At 67.9% G+C, this 21459-nt stretch carries 20 protein-coding genes and 1 pseudogene; 14 read left to right on the top strand and 7 right to left on the bottom strand.

What is annotated here, in order from left to right; all coding sequences use genetic code 11:
* Positions 1–214: 214 nt before the first annotated feature.
* The 4 genes from ACESK5_RS05395 to ACESK5_RS05380 form a co-directional block, all read right to left on the bottom strand.
* A complete protein-coding gene (locus ACESK5_RS05395; protein ID WP_372910525.1) occupies positions 215–1666 on the bottom strand; it encodes a PAS domain S-box protein in 1452 nt (483 codons plus the stop codon).
* A 98-nt stretch (positions 1667–1764) separates the two neighbouring features.
* Positions 1765–3111: an FAD-dependent oxidoreductase gene (locus tag ACESK5_RS05390; protein WP_372910524.1), complete on the bottom strand. Its 1347-nt coding sequence runs from the start codon at positions 3109–3111 to the stop codon at positions 1765–1767.
* 75 nt (positions 3112–3186) lie between these two features.
* On the bottom strand, positions 3187–3531 hold the full coding sequence (trxA, locus tag ACESK5_RS05385) for a thioredoxin (protein ID WP_372910523.1): 345 nt from the start codon (positions 3529–3531) through the stop codon (positions 3187–3189).
* Between the two features lie 26 nt (positions 3532–3557).
* Positions 3558–4331, bottom strand: coding sequence for a type 1 glutamine amidotransferase (locus ACESK5_RS05380; RefSeq protein ID WP_372910522.1), 774 nt, complete (start codon positions 4329–4331; stop codon positions 3558–3560).
* 287 nt (positions 4332–4618) lie between these two features.
* On the opposite strand from ACESK5_RS05380, the gene ACESK5_RS05375 reads away from it, so the two are divergent.
* The 11 genes and pseudogenes from ACESK5_RS05375 to ACESK5_RS05325 all read left to right on the top strand — a co-directional run bounded on the left by ACESK5_RS05375 (position 4619) and on the right by ACESK5_RS05325 (position 15864).
* Positions 4619–4765 carry a hypothetical protein gene (locus ACESK5_RS05375; RefSeq protein WP_372910521.1) on the top strand — a complete coding sequence of 49 codons (147 nt, stop codon included), beginning with the start codon at positions 4619–4621 and terminating at the stop codon, positions 4763–4765.
* A 111-nt stretch (positions 4766–4876) separates the two neighbouring features.
* Positions 4877–5200, top strand: a complete 324-nt coding sequence (locus tag ACESK5_RS05370) for an RAD55 family ATPase (protein WP_372910520.1) — start codon at positions 4877–4879, stop codon at positions 5198–5200.
* Between the two features lie 4 nt (positions 5201–5204).
* A complete protein-coding gene (locus ACESK5_RS05365) occupies positions 5205–6158 on the top strand; it encodes a glycosyltransferase (protein ID WP_372910519.1) in 954 nt (317 codons plus the stop codon).
* A gap of 76 nt (positions 6159–6234) precedes the next feature.
* Positions 6235–11505 carry an LAGLIDADG family homing endonuclease gene (locus tag ACESK5_RS05360; RefSeq protein ID WP_372910518.1) on the top strand — a complete coding sequence of 1757 codons (5271 nt, stop codon included), beginning with the start codon at positions 6235–6237 and terminating at the stop codon, positions 11503–11505.
* A 200-nt stretch (positions 11506–11705) separates the two neighbouring features.
* Positions 11706–11789, top strand: a pseudogene (locus tag ACESK5_RS05355) (TOBE domain-containing protein); the annotation flags it as partial.
* Between the two features lie 174 nt (positions 11790–11963).
* Entirely contained in the window at positions 11964–12248 is a 285-nt protein-coding gene (locus ACESK5_RS05350) for a hypothetical protein (protein WP_372910517.1), read from the top strand.
* 64 nt (positions 12249–12312) lie between these two features.
* Complete coding sequence (locus ACESK5_RS05345) at positions 12313–12651, top strand: hypothetical protein (RefSeq protein WP_372910516.1); 339 nt, start codon at positions 12313–12315, stop codon at positions 12649–12651.
* A 53-nt stretch (positions 12652–12704) separates the two neighbouring features.
* Complete coding sequence (locus ACESK5_RS05340; RefSeq protein WP_372910515.1) at positions 12705–13559, top strand: hypothetical protein; 855 nt, start codon at positions 12705–12707, stop codon at positions 13557–13559.
* 41 nt (positions 13560–13600) lie between these two features.
* Positions 13601–14530, top strand: a complete 930-nt coding sequence (locus tag ACESK5_RS05335) for a hypothetical protein (protein ID WP_372910514.1) — start codon at positions 13601–13603, stop codon at positions 14528–14530.
* The gene (locus ACESK5_RS05330; protein ID WP_372910513.1) at positions 14527–15225 is read left to right on the top strand and encodes a MinD/ParA family protein; all 699 of its coding nucleotides are present in this window, start codon (positions 14527–14529) and stop codon (positions 15223–15225) included. Before ACESK5_RS05335 ends, ACESK5_RS05330 begins: the two co-directional genes overlap by 4 nt.
* A gap of 255 nt (positions 15226–15480) precedes the next feature.
* The gene (locus ACESK5_RS05325) at positions 15481–15864 is read left to right on the top strand and encodes a hypothetical protein (RefSeq protein WP_372910512.1); all 384 of its coding nucleotides are present in this window, start codon (positions 15481–15483) and stop codon (positions 15862–15864) included.
* 223 nt (positions 15865–16087) lie between these two features.
* On the opposite strand, the gene ACESK5_RS05320 is transcribed toward ACESK5_RS05325, so the two are convergent.
* Positions 16088–16951, bottom strand: a complete 864-nt coding sequence (locus tag ACESK5_RS05320; protein ID WP_372910511.1) for a transcription initiation factor IIB family protein — start codon at positions 16949–16951, stop codon at positions 16088–16090.
* Between the two features lie 157 nt (positions 16952–17108).
* On the opposite strand from ACESK5_RS05320, the gene ACESK5_RS05315 reads away from it, so the two are divergent.
* Positions 17109–17624 carry a hypothetical protein gene (locus ACESK5_RS05315; protein WP_372910510.1) on the top strand — a complete coding sequence of 172 codons (516 nt, stop codon included), beginning with the start codon at positions 17109–17111 and terminating at the stop codon, positions 17622–17624.
* A 33-nt stretch (positions 17625–17657) separates the two neighbouring features.
* Here the strand turns inward: ACESK5_RS05315 and ACESK5_RS05310 are convergent, their stop codons facing one another.
* The gene (locus tag ACESK5_RS05310) at positions 17658–18392 is read right to left on the bottom strand and encodes a ParA family protein (RefSeq protein WP_372910509.1); all 735 of its coding nucleotides are present in this window, start codon (positions 18390–18392) and stop codon (positions 17658–17660) included.
* 192 nt (positions 18393–18584) lie between these two features.
* On the opposite strand from ACESK5_RS05310, the gene ACESK5_RS05305 reads away from it, so the two are divergent.
* Both ACESK5_RS05305 and ACESK5_RS05300 read left to right on the top strand, forming a co-directional pair.
* Positions 18585–19343 carry an alpha/beta hydrolase family protein gene (locus ACESK5_RS05305; RefSeq protein WP_372910508.1) on the top strand — a complete coding sequence of 253 codons (759 nt, stop codon included), beginning with the start codon at positions 18585–18587 and terminating at the stop codon, positions 19341–19343.
* A gap of 46 nt (positions 19344–19389) precedes the next feature.
* Positions 19390–20310: an AEC family transporter gene (locus tag ACESK5_RS05300; RefSeq protein ID WP_372910507.1), complete on the top strand. Its 921-nt coding sequence runs from the start codon at positions 19390–19392 to the stop codon at positions 20308–20310.
* A 442-nt stretch (positions 20311–20752) separates the two neighbouring features.
* Here the strand turns inward: ACESK5_RS05300 and ACESK5_RS05295 are convergent, their stop codons facing one another.
* A complete protein-coding gene (locus tag ACESK5_RS05295; RefSeq protein WP_372910506.1) occupies positions 20753–21403 on the bottom strand; it encodes a bifunctional 4-hydroxy-2-oxoglutarate aldolase/2-dehydro-3-deoxy-phosphogluconate aldolase in 651 nt (216 codons plus the stop codon).
* Between the last annotated feature and the right edge of the window lie 56 nt (positions 21404–21459).

Genomic DNA, 21459 nt, shown 5'->3' with positions numbered 1-21459 from the left:
CCCCCCGAACGCCATCGTCTTCGGCGCGGGCTACCTCGACCGTGAACACATGCTCCGCGCGGGCAGCCTCCTCGACGGCGTCGTCGTCCTCTTGACGACGCTGCTCGCACTGGTGCTCGTCCGCTTCGTCTGGCCGACCGTCCTCGGCTGAGCCCCGTCTCCGGGGCCGTGTCGCGCCACCCGTCCATCGGAGGGAACGCGGGCCGTCGCGCCGTCACCGACGCCGACAGTCGAGGTCCGTCGCGCTCGACGCTTCCGGCGGGTCCTCCTCGCTGTACGGGACCGTCACCTCGACCGTCGTCCCGCGGTCGCTCACGTCTATCCGGATGTCGCCACCGGCGTAGGCGACGAGCCAGTTGGTGAGCCACAGCCCGATTCCCGAACTGTGTGAGAGCGGCTCTTCGGTCCCGTTCTCGATGGCGTGTCGGTCCTGTGGGGGGATGCCGGCCCCGTCGTCCGCGATTCGCACGGTCGCAGTCGTGGCGTCCGTCGTCACCGCGACGTCGACGCGCGCCGTGGCCCCGTCGGCGTGTTTGACCGCGTTCTCGATCAGTTCGTGGAACGCGGGCGTGACCCGCGCGTTGACCCGCCGTGTCGGTGCTGGCTCGCCCGCTATCGAGATGTCGGCCTCCGGATAGCTGGACAGGACGTCCGCTCGGATGCGCTCCAGCGCGGGGAGTAGCTCGCACGTCGCGCCACCGTCCAGTACGCCCGTCAACAGGTCCCCCGCGTCGCGTGCCTTCTTGCTGAGGTCGATGAGCGACTGCATGCTCTCGCGAATCGTCTCGAGCCGTTCGCGGTGGGTCTCCTCACCGGTCGACTCCGCCAGCGTGTCCGCGGACCCGATGACGACCGACCCCTTGTTGCGAAGGTTGTGTCGGAGGATTCGGTTGAACACCTCCAGCTGTTGTTCGCGGAGCTTCCGACCGGTGATGTCGTCTTGGATGCTGACGAACCCCTCGATGGTCCCGTCGTGGCCGCGAATCGGTGCGATGGTCTGGTTCACCGTGTACCGCTCGCCCGACCGCCGCCGATTGACGACTTCGCCGTTCCACACCTCCCCGTCGAGAATCGTCCCCCAGAGGTCCTCGTAGAACTCCTCGCTGTGGTTGCCCGACTTGAGTATCCGCGGCGTCTCACCGACCGCCTGTTCGCGTGTGTAGCCCGCGATTCGTTCGAACGCCGGGTTGACGTACTCGATGACGCCGTCGGCGTCGGTGATCACTACCGCGTGTCCGGCGTGTTTGACGGCGTTCTCCAGCCGGCGGAGTTCGTGCTTTCGCTCCTGCCGGTCGGTGATGTCGCGACCGATTCCGATCAGGCCCCTCGTCTCTCCGCCTTCGACGACCGGCTTGGCGACGAACTCGTACGGGATTCGTTCGCCGTCGCTCGTGAGAAAGTACGCCTCGACAGTGACCTCCCGTCCGTCCGAGACGACGGTCGAAATCGCCTCCCGTATCCGGGCTCGGTCCTCGCTGACGAAGAAGTCGGTCGCGGACATCTCCTCGATCGCGTCGTGGCTGTATCCGGTCACCTCCGGCAGCCGCTCGTTCCACTGCAGCAACTCGCCGCCCGCCCCCAGATAGTAGTACACCTCGTCGAGCAAGTCGAGGATTTGCGCCGGAGAGGCGGCGTCTGGGACCCTCTCTATCCGGGTCGAGTGCATTCGTAGCGGTACACTCTGGTCGGATATAACGTCTTCTTTCCAGTATATTACGTGTAACAAACAAATGCATACTCGCTGTCCAGACCGCGCTCTACCGGTCAGCCCAGTTTCCCGTCGAGCACCTTCGCCGTCGTCAGCACGGGATCCCACACCGGACTGTACGGCGGCGCGTACGCGAGGTCGTAGTACGACAGGTCTACAGCCGTCGCACCCTCGTGTAACGCAACCGCGACGGTGTCGATTCGTTTCGCGACCCCCTCGCGGCCGACCATCGTCGCGCCTAGCACGCGGCCGGAGTCGCGGTCGCCGAGCATCGTGATCGTAATCTCCTCGGCGCCGGGGTAGTAGTGTGCTCGCGAGGCTGCGGTGATGGTGACCGAGACGGGGTCGAAGCCCGCCTCACGGGCGCGGTCCTCGTCGACGATGCCGGTCCGGGCCGCCGTGAGGTCGAACGCCTTCACCACCGCGGTCCCCGCGATGTCGCCGACGGGTGTCTCGTCGCCGGCCATCGTCTGCCCGATGGCGCGCCCGGCCCGGTTCGCGGTCAGCGCCAGCGGGACGTGGTCCGGTTCGCCCGTGACGACGTGCCGCGCCTCGGCGCAGTCGCCCGCCGCGAAGACGCCCGGGAGGTTCGTCCGCCCGTACTCGTCTGTCGCGATGGCGCCCGTCTCGCCGAGTTCGACCCCGGCCGCCTCCACGAGGTCGGTGTTCGGCGCGACGCCGACGCCGACGAGCGCCAGGTCGACGTCGACCACGCTCTCTCCCGTGTCGACACCCGTCACCCGGTCGTCGCCGACGAACCGCTCGACGGCGGTGTCGAGGTGGAGGTGGACGCCCCGGTCGCGGAGGTGGTCCTCGACGTGTTTGGCCACCGTCTCACCGAACGGCGCCATGACGTGGGACAGCATCTCGAAGAGGTGGACGTCGACGTCGTGCGCGTCGAAGGCCTCGGCCATCTCGATGCCGACGTAGCCCCCGCCGACGACGGCCACCGAGTCGGGTCGCTCCGCCGCGAGGAAGTCGCGGACCGCCTCGGCCTCGGGCAGCGAGTGCATGGTGAACACGCCCGCCAGGTCCATCCCCTCGAACGGGGGGACGACCGCGTGTGCGCCCGTCGCGACGAGCACCTGGTCGTACGACTGGGTGAAGCGACCGTCCGGTCCCTCGACGGTGACCACTCGCTCCTCGGCGTCGACGTCGACGACCTCGTGGTGGAGACGCAGGTCGACGCCGCGTTCCTCGACGAACTCCTCGGGCGTGACGGTGAGCAGGTCGTCGAGCGACGCTACCTCCCCCTTCACGTAGTACGGCATCCCGCAGGCGGCGTAGGAGACGTACGCACCCCTCTCGAAGACGACTACCTCCCGCTCGGGGTGCTCGCGCTTGAACTTGCTCGCCGCGCTCATCCCGGCCGCGTCGCCGCCGACGATGACGATGGGGTCCATAGCCGAAAGTACTCGCTCGAGGCGCAAATAGATTGTGAAAATTACACAATACCAGGAACCAGACGTCGCCGCCGTCTATCGGGCCAGCGAGTCGACGACCGAGGCCAGCGCCTCCTTGCTCTGGACACCGACCACGCGCTTCTCGGGTTCGCCGTCGCGGAAGAAGACGAGGTTCGGGACGCCCTGGACGCCGAACTGCGCGGCGAGTTCGCCGTGAGCGTCGACGTCGACCTTCGCGACGACCGCGTCCGTCTCCGCCGCGATCGCCTCGACGGTGGGTTCGAGCATCTTACAGGGGCCACACCACTCCGCGTGGAAGTCGACGAGGACGACGCCGTCCTGCCCGACGACCCTCTCGAAGTGGTCGACGGATTCGATCGGTACCGGTTCGTCCCGCGCGTCGGTCACTGCGTCAGTCATACACCAGTGGTAGCGTGCGGACGACCTTAACTGTTGTGTGTGTCTTGCACACTACAATCATCTAATGACCGGCCCTCGGCCATCGGGTGCCGCCGCCGGGCGAACGCGAGGAAGTTGTCGAACACCCGCGCCGCCTGAGCAGTCTCCGCGTGACGCCCGGACGTGATGGTGTCGAGAATCGCGTCGACCTGCTCGTCCGTCAGCCAGCCGCGTTTGTTCTCGGTGACCCACCGGGCGGTGTCGCGGTCGTACTCCGGGTGGAACTGGACGCCCCAGGCGTTCTCCACGCGGAACGCCTGCAGTGACCGGTCGGTTTCGGCGAGCGGCGTCGCCGACGCCGGGAGCGCGGTGACCTCGTCGGTGTGGGTCTCGAACGCGAGGAACGACGACTCGACACCGTCGAACAGCGGGTCGGCGTCCTCGAGTCGACGGACGGTCTCGTAGCCGAGTTCGCCCATCCCCCCCATCGGTTCGACCTCGCCGCCGACGGCCTGCGCCAGGAGTTGATGTCCCCAGCAGACACCGAGGAGCGGCACCCCGGCGTCGACGGCGTCGCGGACCCACGCCTCCGTCCGTCCGATCCACGACTCGTCGTCGTACACCGACGTCTGTGACCCGGAGACGACGACGGCGTCGACGTCGAAGCTGGCCGTCTCCACTTGCGGTGGGAACTCCCCCTCGCTCACCTTGTACGCCCGGACGTCGGCGTCGAGTTCGCGCCCGAAGTTCCGTTCGGCGGGCGTCTCGCCCACCGAGGCGTCGAGCAGTGCAACCGTGAACCCGTCGTTCGTCTCGTTCATATTGTATTATATGCGCAATACACACAAAAACCCGGCGCCGGGGCGACGCGGGCGCACGACCGAGGGCATCTACCGGTCTCGGGGGTCACGTCGGGCGTTTTCGGCGTGTCGGTTCGACCGACGGAACCGTCGGAGCGAGGGAGTCGCCCCGCTCGCCGTGACCCACGGCCGGACCCGCGTGCGGTGTACGGTGGACTTCACGCCGGGCCCGTGCGTGCCGACCGGTCGTCGACGACGCCGCTGCGTCCCTGAGTCGGATTTATATGTCTTCAGGTTGACACGCATCTATGCTCGCCGCACTCGGTGAAGGACTGGTGAAGAGTCTGGTCGGACTGACGGTGCTCGTCGCCGGGTGCGGGTTCGGGCTCCTGAAACTGTGGTTCTGGCTGGCCGCGCGGGGGAGGGTGGTGGCCGGCGACGTCGAGTCGTCCTGACGACACGGCCTCCCGGCACGACATCCGTTTGAGAGTACTCCACACGATCAAGTGTCTCTGGACGAACTCGGACCGTATGACTCACGGCCTCGTGAGAAGGTCACGTCGGGGATGCCCGGCCTCGACGAGGCCCTCTCCGGCGGGTTCCTGCGCGGACAGACGACCGTCGTCCCCGGTGGACCGGACACTGGGAAGACGATGTTCGCCCTTCAGTTCCTCGCGGCAGGCGGCGACGGCCTCTCCGTCGGCTTCGAGGAGCGCGAGCATGAACTCCGGCGGAACGCGGCCGCACTCGGCATCGACCTCTCGGACGTCTCGGTGCTGGTCCTGCGTGCCGGCGGTGACCGCTTCTTCGACGACGACCCCCGGAAGGCGTGTCCGCCTGTCCGTCCGGCCGCATCCCTCATACGTGTGGGACCGTACCACACGCAGTGAGCAGATGTCCGACCGCGACCCGGTGAGCGTCCTCTTGCCGACGCGCGAGTGGAGCCCCGTCTGCGACCAGCTAGCCGCCGGCCTCGGCCCCGACGACGAACTCCTCGTCCTCTGCGACGCCGCCACGGACCCCGTGGCGTCTCACGACCCACCCGCCGGTGTCGACGTCCTCGTCACCGGTGACCCGGAGGGCTGTGCCGGGAAGGCGAACGCGCTCGCCGTCGGGATGGAACGAGCCACGAACGACCGGTTCGTCTGGACCGACGACGACTTCTCGCGCGACCCCGGTTGGCTCGACGAACTCGTCGCCGCCGGCGAGCGACACGGTCCCGCCAGCGCCATCCCTTTCTTCTGCGGCGGCGGCTGGTGGCGACCGCTCGAACCGTGGTTCGGCGCGCTGTTCACCCTCTGTTTCGTCTTCCAGGTCGGCGGAGTCGCGGACACGGCGTGGGGCGGGGGCGTCACGTTCACCCGCGACGAACTGACCGTCGACGTTTCGACGCTCTGTGCCGAACTCCGGGGGGTCCTGAGCGACGACTACCTCCTCACCCAGCGACTCCCGTCGGTCCACCCCGTCCGGTCGATGGTCACGCCCGTCGAAGTCGCGGGCGAGTTCCGCGCGGTGGTCGACCGCGTCGTCCGCTTCACCCGCATCGTCGGCGTCAACGAGGGCTGGTCGGGGATAGTGCTCCTCTCGCTCTCCGTCGTGGCCGCCGTCGTCGCTCCGTTCCCCGTCGCCCTGCTCCTCACCGTCGGCTTCGGGCTCGTCTACGCCACGCTCGGCATCCGGCGCGGGACCTTCCTCCTCGCGCTCATAGGCTTCCTGCTGCTGCCCCTCGTGACCCTCGTCTCGTTCGTCCGCACCGACTTCGACTGGGCCGGTCGACGCTACCGGTTCGCCCACGACGGCAGGGTCACCGTCCTCGACCCTTCCCGGCACGCATCCGACGACGGCTGACCCCTCGCACCGCGGACGGACCACTTCCGCCGCGGTAGCCAAGACTCTTTAGTCGAGTACGCACAATGACTGTGCGATGGCGCAGGCCCCGCAGAACCAGGAACTCACGGAGCGGTTCATCCAGTTCTACCGCAACTACTACCGCGACGAGATCGGTCGGCTCGCGCAACGCTACCCCAACGAGCAGCGGTCGCTCTACGTCGACTACGACGACCTCTACACCTTCGACCCCGACACCGCCGAGGACTACCTGAACCGTCCCGAAGAGTTCCAGCGGTACGCCGAGGAGGCCCTCCGTCTGTACGACCTTCCCGCCGACGTCAGCCTCGGGCAGGCCCACGTCCGTCTCCAGAACATCCCCGACTCCATCGACATCCGGAACATCCGGGTCCACGACGACCACATCGGGAAACTCGTCTCGGTACAGGGTATCGTCCGCAAGGCGACCGACGTCCGCCCGAAGATTACCGAGGCTGCCTTCGAGTGCCAGCGCTGTGGCACGATGACGTACATCCCCCAGCAGGACAGCGGCTTCCAGGAGCCACACGAGTGTCAGGGGTGTGAGCGACAGGGACCGTTCCGGGTGAACTTCGACCAGTCGGAGTTCGTCGACTCCCAGAAGATCCGCGTCCAGGAGTCGCCCGAGGACCTGCGAGGGGGCGAGACCCCACAGAGCATCGACATCAACATCGAGGACGACATCACGGGCAAGGTCACCGCGGGCGACCACGTCACGATCAACGGCGTCCTTCACATCGAACAGCAGACCTCGAACAACGAGAAGACGCCCATCTTCGACCTCTACATGGACGGCGTCTCCGTCACCATCGAGGACGAGGAGTTCGAGGACATGGAGATCACCGAGGAGGACAAACAGGAGATCATCGAACTCTCCTCACACCCGGACATCTACGACGAGATGGTCGCCTCCGTCGCACCCTCGATCTACGGCTACGACCAGGAGAAGCTCTCGATGATCCTCCAGCTCTTCTCGGGCGTGACGAAACACCTCCCGGACGGGTCTCGTATCAGAGGTGACCTCCACATGCTCTTGATCGGGGATCCGGGTACGGGGAAGTGCGTCGATGGCGACACTCGCGTGACGCTCGCGGATGGAACTGAACGTCCAATTCGAGATCTCGTCGAGTCGAATCTCGACGACCCGAAACCGGTCGACGACGGTGTCTGGGACCATGTGGATACCGCCCTTCCGTCGATGCGGCCGGATGGAACGTTCAGTGAGCAACGCGCGACGAAGGTCTGGAAACGCGAAGCACCGGATCAGATGTATCGAATCCGAACGGCCAGTGGAAACGAACTCGAGATTACGCCGTCACACCCACTGTTCACCCAGACCGATGGTTCGCCTGTAGCCAGAACGGCAGAGACACTGACTGAGGGCGAATTCATCGCCACCCCGCGAACACTTCAGACGACTGGCGACGACACACTCGACGTCGAGTATCGGCGTGCTCGGTCGCACAACGCCGCCCACATCGACCTCCCGGACGAGTGGACTCCTTCGCTCGCTAGACTCGTCGGGTACGTCATCGCTGAAGGACACGTCGTCCTCAGAGAGGACCACACTGGAGACGTTAGAGTCACGAACAACGACGAGGAGATCCTCGAAGACGTGGCCGAGGCACTCGACAGACTCGGCCTCTCGTACACGATCGAAGGACCACGGTCAAACAAATCGGCCAAGCGGGTTCGGTGTAACGCGGGCGAACTCGCAAGCTTCCTCGCCGGTCTCGACTCGGCGATTCTCGAACGCTCCGACGAACAGCGCGTGCCGGATTCGATTCGACGCGCGACACGACAGACGAAACGTGAGTTCCTCCGGGCCTACGTCGACTCGGAGTGCCACGTGTCTGCGACACAGCGCGAAGTGACCGTCGCATCGATGAGTCGTGAACTCCTCGAAGGAGTCCGATCTCTTCTCCTCTCGTTTAGTATCACTGCCAGTCTTCAACCTCGGTCGAACGGGAGCTATCGACTGCGAATCGGGGGTGACGACTTCCAGCGATACGTCGAGCACATCGGATTCGTCACCGAACGCAAGGACCTCGCCTCGCGTACGTTCGACGAACTGCCGTCGAATACGAACGTCGATGTCGTCCCCGGCATCGGTGACCAACTACGCTCGATTCGAGAGCGGCTTCACCTCTCACAGTTCGAGTGTGGTCTTCCTCGGTCGACGTACCAGCACTACGAACGGGGTGATCGGAATCCAAGCCGTGAGTCCCTCCAAACAGTCATCGGTGCCTTCGAGAAGCGGCTCGGGTGGCTTCGGGAGACGAAAGATCGTATCGAGTCGGGAGATTGGACGGACGTCAGCGCAGTTCGCGACGAACTGAACGTTTCACAGGCGGCTCTGTCCGAGGCGATGGGGGTCGAACAGACCGCCGTGAGTTACTACGAACGGAACGAGGTGATTCCGGACGGTGGACGTGTCTCGGCCGCCCAAAACCGCCTGCTCGACCGAATCGAAGACGCACTCGCTGTGGAAGACGACGTCGGGCGACTCCGAGCACTTGCGGAGAACGATGTCTCGTGGGACCGAATCGAATCTATCGAAACGGTCGCTCCGAGCGAAGAGTGGGTGTACGACCTCGAAGTCGCGGGGACGCACACGTACCTCTCGAACAACATCGTCTCGCACAACTCCCAGATGCTCTCGTACATTCGCCACATTGCCCCTCGTTCTGTCTACACCTCCGGCAAGGGCTCCAGCGCAGCTGGGCTTACTGCTGCGGCTGTGAGGGACGACTTCGGCGACGGTCAGCAGTGGACGCTGGAAGCAGGCGCGCTCGTCCTCGCGGACAAGGGCATCGCGGCGGTGGACGAGTTAGACAAGATGCGGTCGGAAGATCGCTCGGCAATGCACGAAGCGCTCGAGCAGCAGTCGTACCACCCGGACACCGAGATTCTACTCTCGGACGGTCGTCGAGTCGACATTGGCACGTTCGTCGACGAGCAGATGGACCGACGGTCAGACGAGGTACTCGACGGCGTCGACTGCGAGATCCTCCCGGTCGACGATTTCGGCGTCCACTCCGTCGATTTCGAGACCAACGAGACGACGAAACTCCCGGTCGACCGCATCAGCCGTCACGAGGCACCCGACGAGTTCGTCCGCGTCGAGTTCTCCAACGGCCGGTCGGTCACCGTTACCCCCGAACACCCGATGTTCGTCGATGCCGGTGGCGAGATCGGAACGGTCGAGGCGCGTGACATCGCGGCGGGAGCGTTCGTCCCGGCCCCGCGGAAGCTTCCGAACTCGAGTGCAGCCGTCGAGTTCGACGACGAACCGCACGTGGGGAAAGAGCGCGACGTCGACCTCCCGGCCGAACTGACTGAAGACCTGGCCGAGGCGTTGGGCCTTCTCGTCGCCGAGGGGCACTCGTACGCCGGGTCGTCACACGAGATTGGGTTCTCGAATCAGGACGAGCGGCTCCTGGCACGGATGGATCAGTTGATGTACGACGCCTTCGGGCTGGAGAGCACCGACACGACCAACGCCGCCGGGACGGTGACGAAACGGTGGGTGTCGACGAAGCTCTACCGCTGGTTCGAACGGAACGTCCCTGAACTGATGGAGACCGCCCGAGACAAACGCATCCCTGCTCGCGTCCTCGGTGCCTCCGAGGCGCACATCCGACGCTTCCTCGTCGGCGCCTTCGCCGGCGATGGCGGTGTCGAGAGCGAGGCGATGGCCTTCTCGACGAGTTCGCGCGGGCTCGCCGACGACTACGCGGACGCGCTCGCGAAGATCGGTGTGGCCTCCCGCATCCACTACAACGCCGCGGAGGATTCGTGGAAGACGTACGTCATGGGCGACTCGACTGAACGGTTCGTCGATGCTGTCGTGGACCCGGCGGACGAACGGTACGAGAAAGCGCAAGCGTTCGTCGAGCGGAGCAACGAGACTCGCCGGCATCACGACGTGCTCCCGACCAGCGCCGCGCGGGAGATCAGATCGCTCCGGGCGCTCGTCGGTCTCAGACTGACGGGTCAGTTCCGGCCGAATCTCGATGAAGGGTTCGGCGTCCAGGTCGAGACGGTTCGGGACCAACTCGCGGTGATCCGCGACCGAATCGACGCGGTTCGCGATGACCTCTCGGCCACCGCCGACACCGATATCGACGCTATCCGTTCGTCGATCGACTGGTCGGGCCGGCAAGTCGCTGACCACGTCGAGGAGCTCACCACCAGTGCCGTCCACTACGCGGCGAACGGCGGGTACGACGAGCCGAAACGCGCCCGGATGGCGACACTGGCACGAACGGCCGTCCGGGACGCACTCGACGAGGCCGAGCGCCGAGCCGATGCCCTCGAAGAGCGCTGTGACTTGCGCTTCTACCGCGTCACGAACGTCGAAACCGTTCCGAACGAGGGCGACCACGCCACGGAGTGGGTGTACGACGTCACCGTCGAACCGACGAACACGTTCGTCAGCCAGGGTGTCGTCCTGCACAACTCCATCTCCATCTCGAAGGCAGGAATTAACGCCACCCTCAAATCGAGGTGCTCGTTACTGGGCGCTGCAAACCCCAAGTACGGCCGGTTCGACCAGTACGAACCCATCGGCGAGCAGATAGACCTGGAGCCGGCGCTCATCTCGCGGTTCGACCTCATCTTCACGGTCACCGACCAGCCCGACCCCGAGAAGGACGGTGACCTCGCGGACCACATCCTGCAGACGAACTACGCGGGCGAGCTGAACACCCAGCGGACGCGGATGACGAACTCGAACTTCACCCAGGAGGAAGTCGACGCCGCTACCGAGAAGGTCGAACCGGCAATCGACCCGGACCTCCTCCGGAAGTACATCGCCCACGCGAAGCGGAACTGCTACCCGACGATGACCGACGAGGCGCGGGCGGCCATCCGCGAGTTCTACGTCGACCTCCGGGCGAGAGGTGCCGACGAGGACGCGCCGGTCCCCGTCACCGCCCGGAAGCTCGAGGCGCTTGTCCGCCTCGCGGAGGCCTCCGCGCGGGTTCGGCTCTCCGACACCGTCGAGGCCGAGGACGCAGAACGCGTCATCCGCATCGTCCGGTCCTGTCTGGAGGCCATCGGGGTCGACCCCGAGACCGGGGAGTTCGACGCCGACGTCATCGAGACGGGGCGGTCGAAGACCCAGCGCGACCGCATCAAGAACCTCAAGGGGCTCATCTCGGAACTCGAGAGCGAGTACGAGGAGGGGGCGCCGCTCGACGAGGTGCTCGACCGCGCCGAGACCGACCTCGGCCTCGACCGGTCGAAAGCAGAGGACGAACTCGAGAAACTCCGGCGCAAGGGCGAGGTGTACGAGCCACAGCAGAACCACCTGCGGACGACGTGAGGCGACCGCGTTCCGACTGCGACGTGTTCGGCCGACTCACGTCGTCGTCACGACGTCTCACGACCTCCGCTCGCGCATGATCTCGGTGCTCGCACCCGACTGTCCGGTATCGTACAGAGCGTCGAAACCACAGGCTAGTAGCCGAAGTCGTCGTCGAACTCGACGGCGGGCAGACCGTCACGGCCGTCGTTACGAGCGGGTCGGTAGACCGTTTGGGTCTCGAACCCGGCAGCGAAGTCGACGCCGCGGTGAAAGCGACCGAAGTGATGGTAGAGGTCGAGTAGCCGGGCCGGCCTTCGGTCCTGCGGCCGCGCGCACGAACCGCCGCAGGGTCGGTGTCTATCGGCGAACTCGCACCGCCTCGCCCGCTGTGACGACCCACGTCGGGTGTCGGTCCACCTCCTGTGACCCCCGCTCGAAGCTGAGCGTTTTAGTGCGCGCTCCGCTACGTTCGTGGTATGGACCGCATCTCGGCGCTTCGGAACATCGAGGACGCCCTCCGGGCCTTCGAGCGAGGCGAAGCCGACCTCGCCACGACGGAGCGACAGGTGGTGACCGTCCTGCGGACGTACGCGACCGACTTCGACGGTGAGGGGGCGCTGGCCGCCTACCGTGCCAGCGGCGACGAGCGCGCGGAGGGGCTGGTCGTCGTCGCCACCTCTCCCGAAGAGGCCGAAGCACGCGTCCGGGACCTCCTCGACGCGGGTGACGAACTCGCGGTCACCGTCGACCGGCTCGGCTGACCCGTTATCGGTCGTGATACTCACTCCGCGAACGTTTTGACCCTCTCTCCGCATTCGGCGTGCTGTGTTGCTCGTGGTAACCTACTCACGCGCTGCTCGGACGTCACTCCGCAACGTGTGTCGCACCCACGAGGAGACTGTCGTCCGCCGGTTCGGTCGTGCGGCACTTCTCGACGACACCCACCACGGTGCGTTTCTCGCGCTCCGCCTCGCCGAGAAACACGACGCCGACGTCCACGTCGAACTGACCCGTCCGCTGAACGAGTTCGCCGACGTCCCCGACGAGATACGCGCGGCCGCCCGGGCGTACGAGAGCCGCGACTCGCCGAGCACGCCGTACCACGCGTTCGTCCGCGACACCGACTATCCGTCGCCGTCGACGCTCCGCGAGCGCCAGTTGTGAGCCTCGTTCCGACACGCGTCCCCGCGCCGCCGCGCCGGCCAGGGACGGTCGCCGTGACGTTCGGTGACGTCTCCGTCCGGGGCCGGGCGCTCGACCTCCGTGGGTCGACAGTGCCGACCGACGCGCTCACCGCCGCGGTCACCGCGGCGGCGACGCCCGGGGCGGCACCCCCTCATCGGCCGCGCGTTCGAGTCGACTGTGAACCCGCTGGACCGGTCCACGCGCATGTGAACCGGATTCCGCCGGCCCCCTCGTTCGCCCTCTACGACGCGCTCGTCGCCGCCGCCCGTTCGACCGGTCACGTGCCACCCTCGGCCCGCCGTCTGGAACGCGCCCGCTCGGCCCTCGTCGCAGCGTCGTCAGCCCCCGACGCAGTCGACCTCTCGTCGGCGAAGCGACGCGTCGCCGAGACCGGGTCAAGAGAACGCCGACTCGCCGAGCGAGTCGCGACGCTCCGGGGGCGGCTCGAGGCGTTCAGAGAGGTCGGTACCGACACGACGGCCGTCGAGCGCGAACTCGCCGAGACGGCCGGGGCGCTCACGGACGTCGAGACCGAGCGCATCGCCGCCGAGCAACGCCTCGCGCAGGCCGAACGGGCCGCCCGGTCCGCACGCGACCACAGACAGCGGCGCCTCCGTCTCGCAGACCGGGTCGAGAACCTCCGCCGTCGGGCCCGTCACGAACTCGTCACCGCGGCGTTCGACGAGTTCGTCGCGGCGCTGGCGGCACTCCCCGGCGACGGCGCAGTGGGGAACGACCCGGCGTCGTACGAGGGCGACCCGACGACCGCCGCCCTCGCCGTGGCACGCCTCGCCCGCGTCGACGCGCCGCTCGTCCTGTCGGCCGACCGCTTCGGGTCACCGGCGGAGGCTGCTACCCGTCTCGACGCGCCCGTCATCCGGGTGTGAGCGTCCGCTGATTCATATACGGGGAGGCGGCCAGGTGGCGTATGACGCCACAGCCGGACCCGGGAACGCCGGAGCGTGACCCGCCGCCCCCCCACGACTGTGACGCCGCCGTCCGCGACATCGACGACGAGGACACCGTGGAGTGCCGCGGTTCGATTCGCACCGGACCGTTCGTCGTCGAGTGGGACGTCTCCCGTACGGAGGACGCGACGCTCGTGCGGGTCCAGGTGACGAACACGCTCTCCGTGCCGCGCACGGTCCGCATAGAGAACCGTCTCGACGCCCCGGTGCTACCCCCACGCCGTCGCGGCGTCCCGGCGGTCGGCTGGGACGACGAGGGACTCACGTGTCGGGTCCCCGGCGACGGGCGCGTCTCGGTCGGATACGCGTGTCGTGCGCCGTCCGAGACGCCACCGGTCGCAGTCGACGACGACCCGGCCGAGGGAGCGGCGGCCGACGCGCCACTCGACCGGGCGCTCCGCTCGCTCGGGGACCACGCCCCGCCGCGGAGCGTCGTCTCGCCCGCGGCACTCGACGGCGCCCACGATTCCGACTCCGCTCACGACTGTGCGCCGTCGTCGGACGCGGTTTCGGAGTCCCGTGAGCCTCCTGCTCGGGTCGCGGCCGACGCCGACGGACGCAGTGCCGACGAGCGTGCTCCGGGTGAGAGAGGCGCGGATGCCGGTCACGCTCTCAGTCCGCCGCACCCGTCGACGCCGGCCGTCCCGGAGACGGTCACGGCGTGGTTCCGTGCTGTCGAGGCGCGTCTTGCTACGGCCGACCGCCTCACCGGCGACGTCGAGGACGCGACCCCGGTCGTCGCATCCCTCGGCGGTCGTCCCGGCGTCGCGGTGCTCGCGTCGACACTCGAGGGCGACGCGGCTGCGCTCTCGCGCATCGCGACGCGCGCGAGCGAACTCGCAGACCGTGTCGACGCGGCGGACGTCCCCGACCTGGAGGATTCACCGTGATTCTCGCCGTCGCGGGCGGCAAGGGTGGCGTCGGCAAGTCGACCGTCGCGTACAACCTCGGCGCCGCACTCACCGGCGCTGGCCCCGACGGGTCGGCAGAGGGGACCCGGGCCGTCGTCGTCGATGCCGATCTCGGTATGGCGAACCTCCCGTTCGGACGCGGCCCGGACCTCCACGACGTCCTCGCCGGCCGCGCGTGCCCGCTCGAAGCTGTCCGTCACGGCACCGTGTCCGTCCTCCCGTGTGGCCGCTCGCTCGCCGGTGCGCGCGCGGCCGACCTGCGACACTTCGACGACGTGGTCCGGAACGTCGAACGGGAGTACGGCGACGTCGTCGTCGATTGCCCGGCGGGCATGCGCTCCGACGCCGGCGTTCCGCTGGCCGTCGCCGACGCCTGCCTCCTCGTCACCACTCCCGACCCGTTCGCGGCGGCCGACGTGGTTCGGACGCGCGAACTCGCCCGCGAACTCGACTGTGGTCTCGTCAGCGTGGTCCTCAACCGCGCCGACGACGTCTCCTCTCGAACGGCCGAGACGTTCGAGCGACTCCTCGGCGCGCCGGTCACGTGCCTCCCGACGGACGGGGCGCTCGCGCGGTCACTGGAGACCGTCCACCCGCCTGGAGCCGACGCGACACACCCGCTCGCCGACCGGTTCGAACGACTCGCCGGCGCCGTCGACGCGGCACGTCGCTGACCCGGCACGGACCGGCCGGCGAAGATGTGTGCGAGGCTGTCGCCCCCGCCGAGTCCGGGGCGTGTACCGACCACGGGGACCGGTCGTCGGTGGCGCCCGGTTTGTTCGAGACAGCGGGCCGTTCAGCCGCGCCGGTTCGGCGTCTCACCAGCGGCCGTCGAGCAGGAACGATCCGGAACGCGCGTTCAGTCTTCGAGCGTGAGGGATCGAACGCGGCCGCAGAAGACCCTTGTGAGACGAGCCAGTTGAGGACGTGTGAAGCGACGAGTGGTCCTCGGGAGTCTCGGCGGCTGGGTCGCCTCCGCGTCGACCGGCTGTCTCTCCGGGACCGGAGTCCGGACACCGGAGCCAGCGGCGCGTCGAGAAGCGTCCGGACTGACCGTCGTCGTCAGCGACGTCGAACCCATCTCCGTTGCGAGTGGCGGGCTTCCCGCCGAGTCGGTCACCGGAACCTTCGACTGTGACGCCGCGACGGCAACGGTCGACGGCGTCCTCAGAACCAGTAGCTGCCGGACGGTAGCGCTCGGCCCGACCTCTCGTGACACGGAGACCGACCGGGCCCGGCTCTCCATCTTCTCCAGGTGGGACGTGTCCTCACCGCCCAGCGACGTCGACTGTGGTGGTGTGGCGTACGACTAGGCCGTTCGGGTCGAAGCGACGGACTCGCTCCCGAGCGAGCTCGTGGTCGCACACGTGGACCCCGACGGAGACGGCGAGGGGCGGGAGTTCCTGGTTCCGGCCTGTCGGTGACCTCGTGGCAATCACCCTGGCCGCGCGCGACTCCTCGCTCGTCACGGTTCGACGGGACCGGAGCGTGAGACGCGTGGGTCCCTCCGGCGTTCGCGGTTTCTCGCTCCCGCACTCACTCGTCGCGGAGGTCGGTGTACGTGTTCCGGACGGTCACCGGCGTCACGTCGGCGACGTCGGCGGCTTCAGCCTGGGTTACGTCTCCCTCGCCGTCGCGCGCAGCCGTGTACAGACAGGCCGCGGCGACGCCGCTGGGGTTCCGCCCCGAGTCGAGCCCTCGCTCACGACACGCCACGGCGTACTCGCGGGCCTGCCGTTCGACCGCCGGGTCGACGTCGAGCGCCGTCGCGTACCGCGGGATGTACTCCACCGGGTCGATCGGTCCGGTGGGCAGTCCGAGGTCGCGGTTCAGCGCGTCGTAGGCCGCGCGTAACTCGTCGCGGTCCGCCCGGGCCTCGGCGACGACTTCCTCGACCGTCCGCGAGACGTGCTGGGTCCGGCAGGCGGCGTAGACGCACGCGGCCGCGAACCCCTCCAGCGACCGCCCCCGAACGATGTCTTCGCGCTGTGCCGACCGGAAGAGCGTCGACGCCATCTCCCGGATGTGCGTCGGGAGCGAGAGCCGCGACGTCACCCGACGAATCTCGGTGAAGACGTACACCTGGTTTCGCTCGCGCTTCGTCGATATCTGCGCGCGGTTGTGCTGGACACGCATCCGGGCCAGCTGCCGCCGCTTCCGCCCCTTGACCCGCGTCGACCGGCCGATCTCGGTCGAGAGGCCGCGGTCGTGTCGCGAACGCGTCAGCGGAGCGCCGGTCCGCTCGCGCGAGGGGCCGTCCGCGAAGGACCGCCACTCCGGACCGTGGTCGATGTGGTCTGCCGCCACGACCAGTCCACACTCCGCGCAGACCGTCTCGGTCGCGTCCGTGTCGAGCCGGCCGTCGCATTCGGGGCATCCCGTCTGGTTTCTCGTGCTCATATTCGAATATCGGTCGCGATGGGATATTTAAACAGGTGAGAGAACGGCCGCCGAGCGTCCTCGCGCGCCGCTCGGACGTACCGGTGACCGGTACGTCCCCCCTGTGTCGTAGTATCGAATCCGTGAATTTAATACCGATAGCACGAGAGTGAGTCGCATGACGCTGTCGGACATCGCCGCCGGCATCGAGGTCACGACGAAGCAGCGCGAGCGGGGTGTCCCGACCGTCGACGGGACCGAGATGGACCTCGCCGACAGGCTCGCGTCGCACGCGGACGTCCTCCCGTGTCCGCCGGAGGCTGCGGCGACCGTTCTCGACCGGTACGCGAGCGGAACGAGCGTCGGCGACGTCGCCCGGGCCGCCGGCGTCGCACCGATGACGGCTGCGAAGACGCTCCACCTCTGTGGTGAGGCGGGCGTCTCGCCGCTCGGCCCGGTCGGTCGCGACGTCGTCCGCGACTGGCTCGCGGGCGACGTCTCGCGTGCGGACGCGGTCACGCTCACCGGCGCGACGCCGACGGAGTTCGCCCTCGCCGCCTACGTCGAAGCACACGACCCCGTCGTCGGACTCGTCGAAGCGGCCGAGGCGGCGCTGACTCCGGCGGGCAACGCGAGCGTCACGAAGCGCGAGGCCCTCGCGGAGACGATGACCGATGCCACCGACCTCGTCTGAACGGGCCGGTCCCCGGACAGACGCGTCCGACGACTACCGCCGAACGCGGTCAGCGACGCCGCCGAAGAGCCCTCCCGACCCGCCGACGCTCGCCACCTCACGGTCGACGAGTCGCGACGCGAGGTCGGCGACCGCTCGCCCGTACCGCTCCTCCGAGAGCACGCCCGCGAACGCTGCGTCCGTCGACGGGACGACGACGTCCGCCGTCTCTCGGTCGTCGCTCCCGCCGACGACTGCGACGACGTCGACTGCCGCCCCGACGTCCGCGATTCGCTCGCGGAGGCGGTTCGTCGCGTCGGCACCGCGGTCACTGCCGGGCGAGACGAGACAGACCCGTTCGCAGGCCGTCGTCGCGGCGAGCGCCTGGTTCGCGGCGACCGGTGGGACGTCTACGAGGACGTGGTCGGCTGTCGCCGCCGCTTCCTCGATTCGACGCTCGAACGCCCGGGCGGCGTCGACAGTCTTCGCGCGGGCGAGCCGTTCGAACGGTGCGTCCGCGGGACAGCAGACGACCGCTCCCGGCGTCTCGACGTCGACTTCGACGAACCCGACCGCCAGCGGGTCGTCCGGTCGGTCGGTCACGAGCGTCGTGAGGTCCGGGTCGAGTCGTCCCGGGAGGTAATCGCCGAGTCCCTGCGTGGCGTAGGCCGCGTCGAGAACGGCCACGTCCGCGCCGTCGGCCCCGAGTGCGACGGCGGCTTCGAGCGCCGTCCGGGTCGTCCCCGCTCCGCCAGTCGCACCGACGAACGCGACAGTCGTGTAGGCCATACTGGCGCTGTCACGGCCGTCGTGAAAAACGCTCCCTCGCGACTCTCGGTGTTGATACCGCCGCATGGCCCGGTGATCCCCGGCTCGTCGCTCTGTCGGCTCGCTTCGGAGCGCCGCACCGACCAGACCGTCCCGACCGACTACCGACGGCCTGATACCGACTCCACACGACCCGCACGGACGGACAGGGAGATGCCCACCGCACACACCATCACGACCGACGACGGCGAGACGCTCGTGGCCGTCCACCACCCGCCCGACGCTCCGACGAGCGACACGTGGCTCGTCTTCTGCCACGGCTTCGTCAGCGACAAGTCCGGGAGCTACGCGGAGCGGTGCCGCCGCGCCGTCGACGAGGGGTACCACGCGGTTCGCTTCGACTTCCGTGGCTGTGGCGACTCGGAGGGGGCGTTCGTCGACCAGACGCTCTCCTCGAAAATCGTGGACCTCCGCGCCGTGCTCGACCACTTCGACGCGCCGTCGTACGCGCTGGTCGGGTCGAGTTTCGGGGCGAAGACGGCGTTCCACGCGACGGTCGGATTCGACGCCGACGCCGACGACGTCGGTGGGCAGGTACGGGCCATCGCGGGCCGGGCGCCGCTGACCTACAACCGCGCGTTCGACCACCTGCGGGGCGTCGTCGAGCGCGAGGGGCAGTTCACCTACGACACCGGCCACACGGTCGACGGACGGTTCTTCGCGGACTTCGAGCGGTACGCGTTCGACGACGTGACCGCCGACCTCTCGGTTCCGGTGGCGCTCTTTCACGGCGCCGCCGACGACTCGGTTCCCCTGCGCGACAGCCTGGACGCGACGGCGTCGTTCGACGTCGACGTGTCGCTCCAGGTCTTCGCGAGGGAGGGACACCGCTTCTCGCGTCGCGCCGAGGCGCGGTTCCGGCGGGGGTTGTTCGACTGGCTCGCACGCACTCTCCTCGCGGAGAGCGACTGAGCCGAGACCGCAACGTCCATGTCTCCGCTCGCGGAAGCGGCGGCACGTGAGCGTCGCGACACAACTCGGCTCCATGCTCGTCCTTCTCGCCGTCGGCGCTGGTGCGCGGGCGGTCGGACTCCTCACGCCGAGTCGTCGCGACGCGCTCACCTCGGCCGCGTTCTACGTCGCGCTCCCGGCGCTCGTCTTCGTGTCGACGGTCGGCCGGTCCCTCTCGGAGGTGCTCGTCTGGCAACTCGTCGTCGGCGTCGCGGCGGTCCTCCTCGCCGTGGCCGGGGTGGGCTGGCTCGTCCACCGTGGGCGGGCCAACCCTGCTCGGCGCGGCGTCGCCGTCGTGCAGTCGTACCACTGCAACATGGGCTTCCTCGGCCTGCCGTTCGTCGCGGCGACGTTCGGCGGGATCACGACCGCGAAGGCGAGCGTCGTCCTCGGCATCGGGTCGCTCCTCCAGGTGACGCTCACCGTCGCCCTGCTGACACACATCACCACGGCGGAGGCGGACGTCGTCGAGGAACTGCGCGGCGTCGCCCGGAACCCCGTGCTCGTCGCACTCCTCGCCGGCCTGGTCGGGGCCGCCGTCGGCGTCCGACTCCCGGGACTCGCCCGCGACGTCCTCGGGACCGTCGGCGCGTTCGCGCTCCCCATCGCACTCCTCGCCGTCGGGGCGTCGCTCACGTCCGAGAACGGCCTCGTCGAGCCACCTACGGTCGGCGCCGTCGCGGCGGTGAAACTCCTCGTCATGCCGGTCGTCGCGCTGGCGGTGTTCACTGTCCTCGCCGCCTCGCCGACGACGCTCCGCGCTGGCGTCCTCATGCTCGCGATGCCGACGGCCGTCTCGACGTACATCTACTCGAGCGAACTCGGCGGCGACGGTGACCTCGCTTCGGCGACCATCCTCGCGACGACGGTTGCGGCGGTGGCGACGCTCTTCGGCGTGGTTCGGTTGCTGGGCGTGGTGACCGCCTGAACGGGTCGCCACGGTCGTCAGCCACCGTGACTGACTGTTCGACAGCCACCGTTCGAGACGGAGACTCGGACAGAACTACTCGTATTCGACCTTGGAAATTGAATGTGGCTACGAACGACGAGTTATCTTATCTGGTCTGAAAGCCACTATTAGTGGATATTCCACTGAAAAATAGTCGAATATCAGCGTAGAATTCGGAACTACACCTGAAAACTCGATACGGCGTAGTGGTAAATTCAATCACTTTTATCGAAAAATCCTGCTGTGTCTCGCCTTCGACACGGTTGCAGCGAGGGTGGACGGCGTGGCGCTGACGGACCGCGGACTGACCAACGCTCCATCCCCGTTCTCGGAGACGGGTGTCCCTCCGTCACCGTGAGAGCCCAGTCGTCGATACGGTCCGCTCAGTTGACCAGCAGCGTCTCCGAGCGTGGTGCGTCACTCACTCCGACGCGTGTCTGTGCGTCTCGGCGATCGTCCGGAACTCCGCTGCACGCCGTTCTAACTCCTCGGCGTCGCCCGCTTTGACGGCGTCGGTGGGGGCGATGGAACTCCCGATTCCGAGTGCGACTGCCCCCGCCTCGAAGAACGCGGGAGTGTTCTCGCGGGAGACGCCGCCCGTGGGGACGAGCGGAATCTGGGAGAGCGGTCCCCTCACTGCGGAGACGAACCCCGGTCCCAGTGACCTCGCCGGGAAGAGTTTGCACATCGCCGCGCCAGCCTCGTACGCCGCCAGCGCCTCAGTCGGCGTCGCCACGCCCGTCAGCACCGGGACGCCGTAGCGGTTCCCGGTTTCCACGACCCCGCTGTCGAACGTCGGCGTGACCAGGAACTCGGCACCGGACGTGATGGCCACGCGCGCTGTCTCGGCGTCCAGCACGGTCCCCGCTCCGATGGTGACCTCCGCGCTGGCGTACGATTCCGCGACGGTTTCCAGGGTTTCTCGAAACCCGCTGGTGTTCGCGGTAATCTCGACCGCTCTGACCCCTCCCCGGACCAACGCTCCCGTCGTCGCGAACGAACGCCTCTCGTCGAACCCCCGCAGGATGGCGACGATACCCGTCTCTCGGATTTTCTGCTCGGCTGCTGTCATCACCCGTTCCTCGACGACCCAGCGGATTAATCCTCCCTTTCGACCCCGCTCCAGTG

The sequence above is a fragment of the Salinigranum sp. genome, assembly GCF_041641895.1.
Lineage (GTDB): Archaea > Halobacteriota > Halobacteria > Halobacteriales > Haloferacaceae > Salinigranum.
The sequence above is the reverse complement of the archived record's forward strand: the minus strand, read 5'-3'. Positions and strand labels throughout refer to the sequence as shown.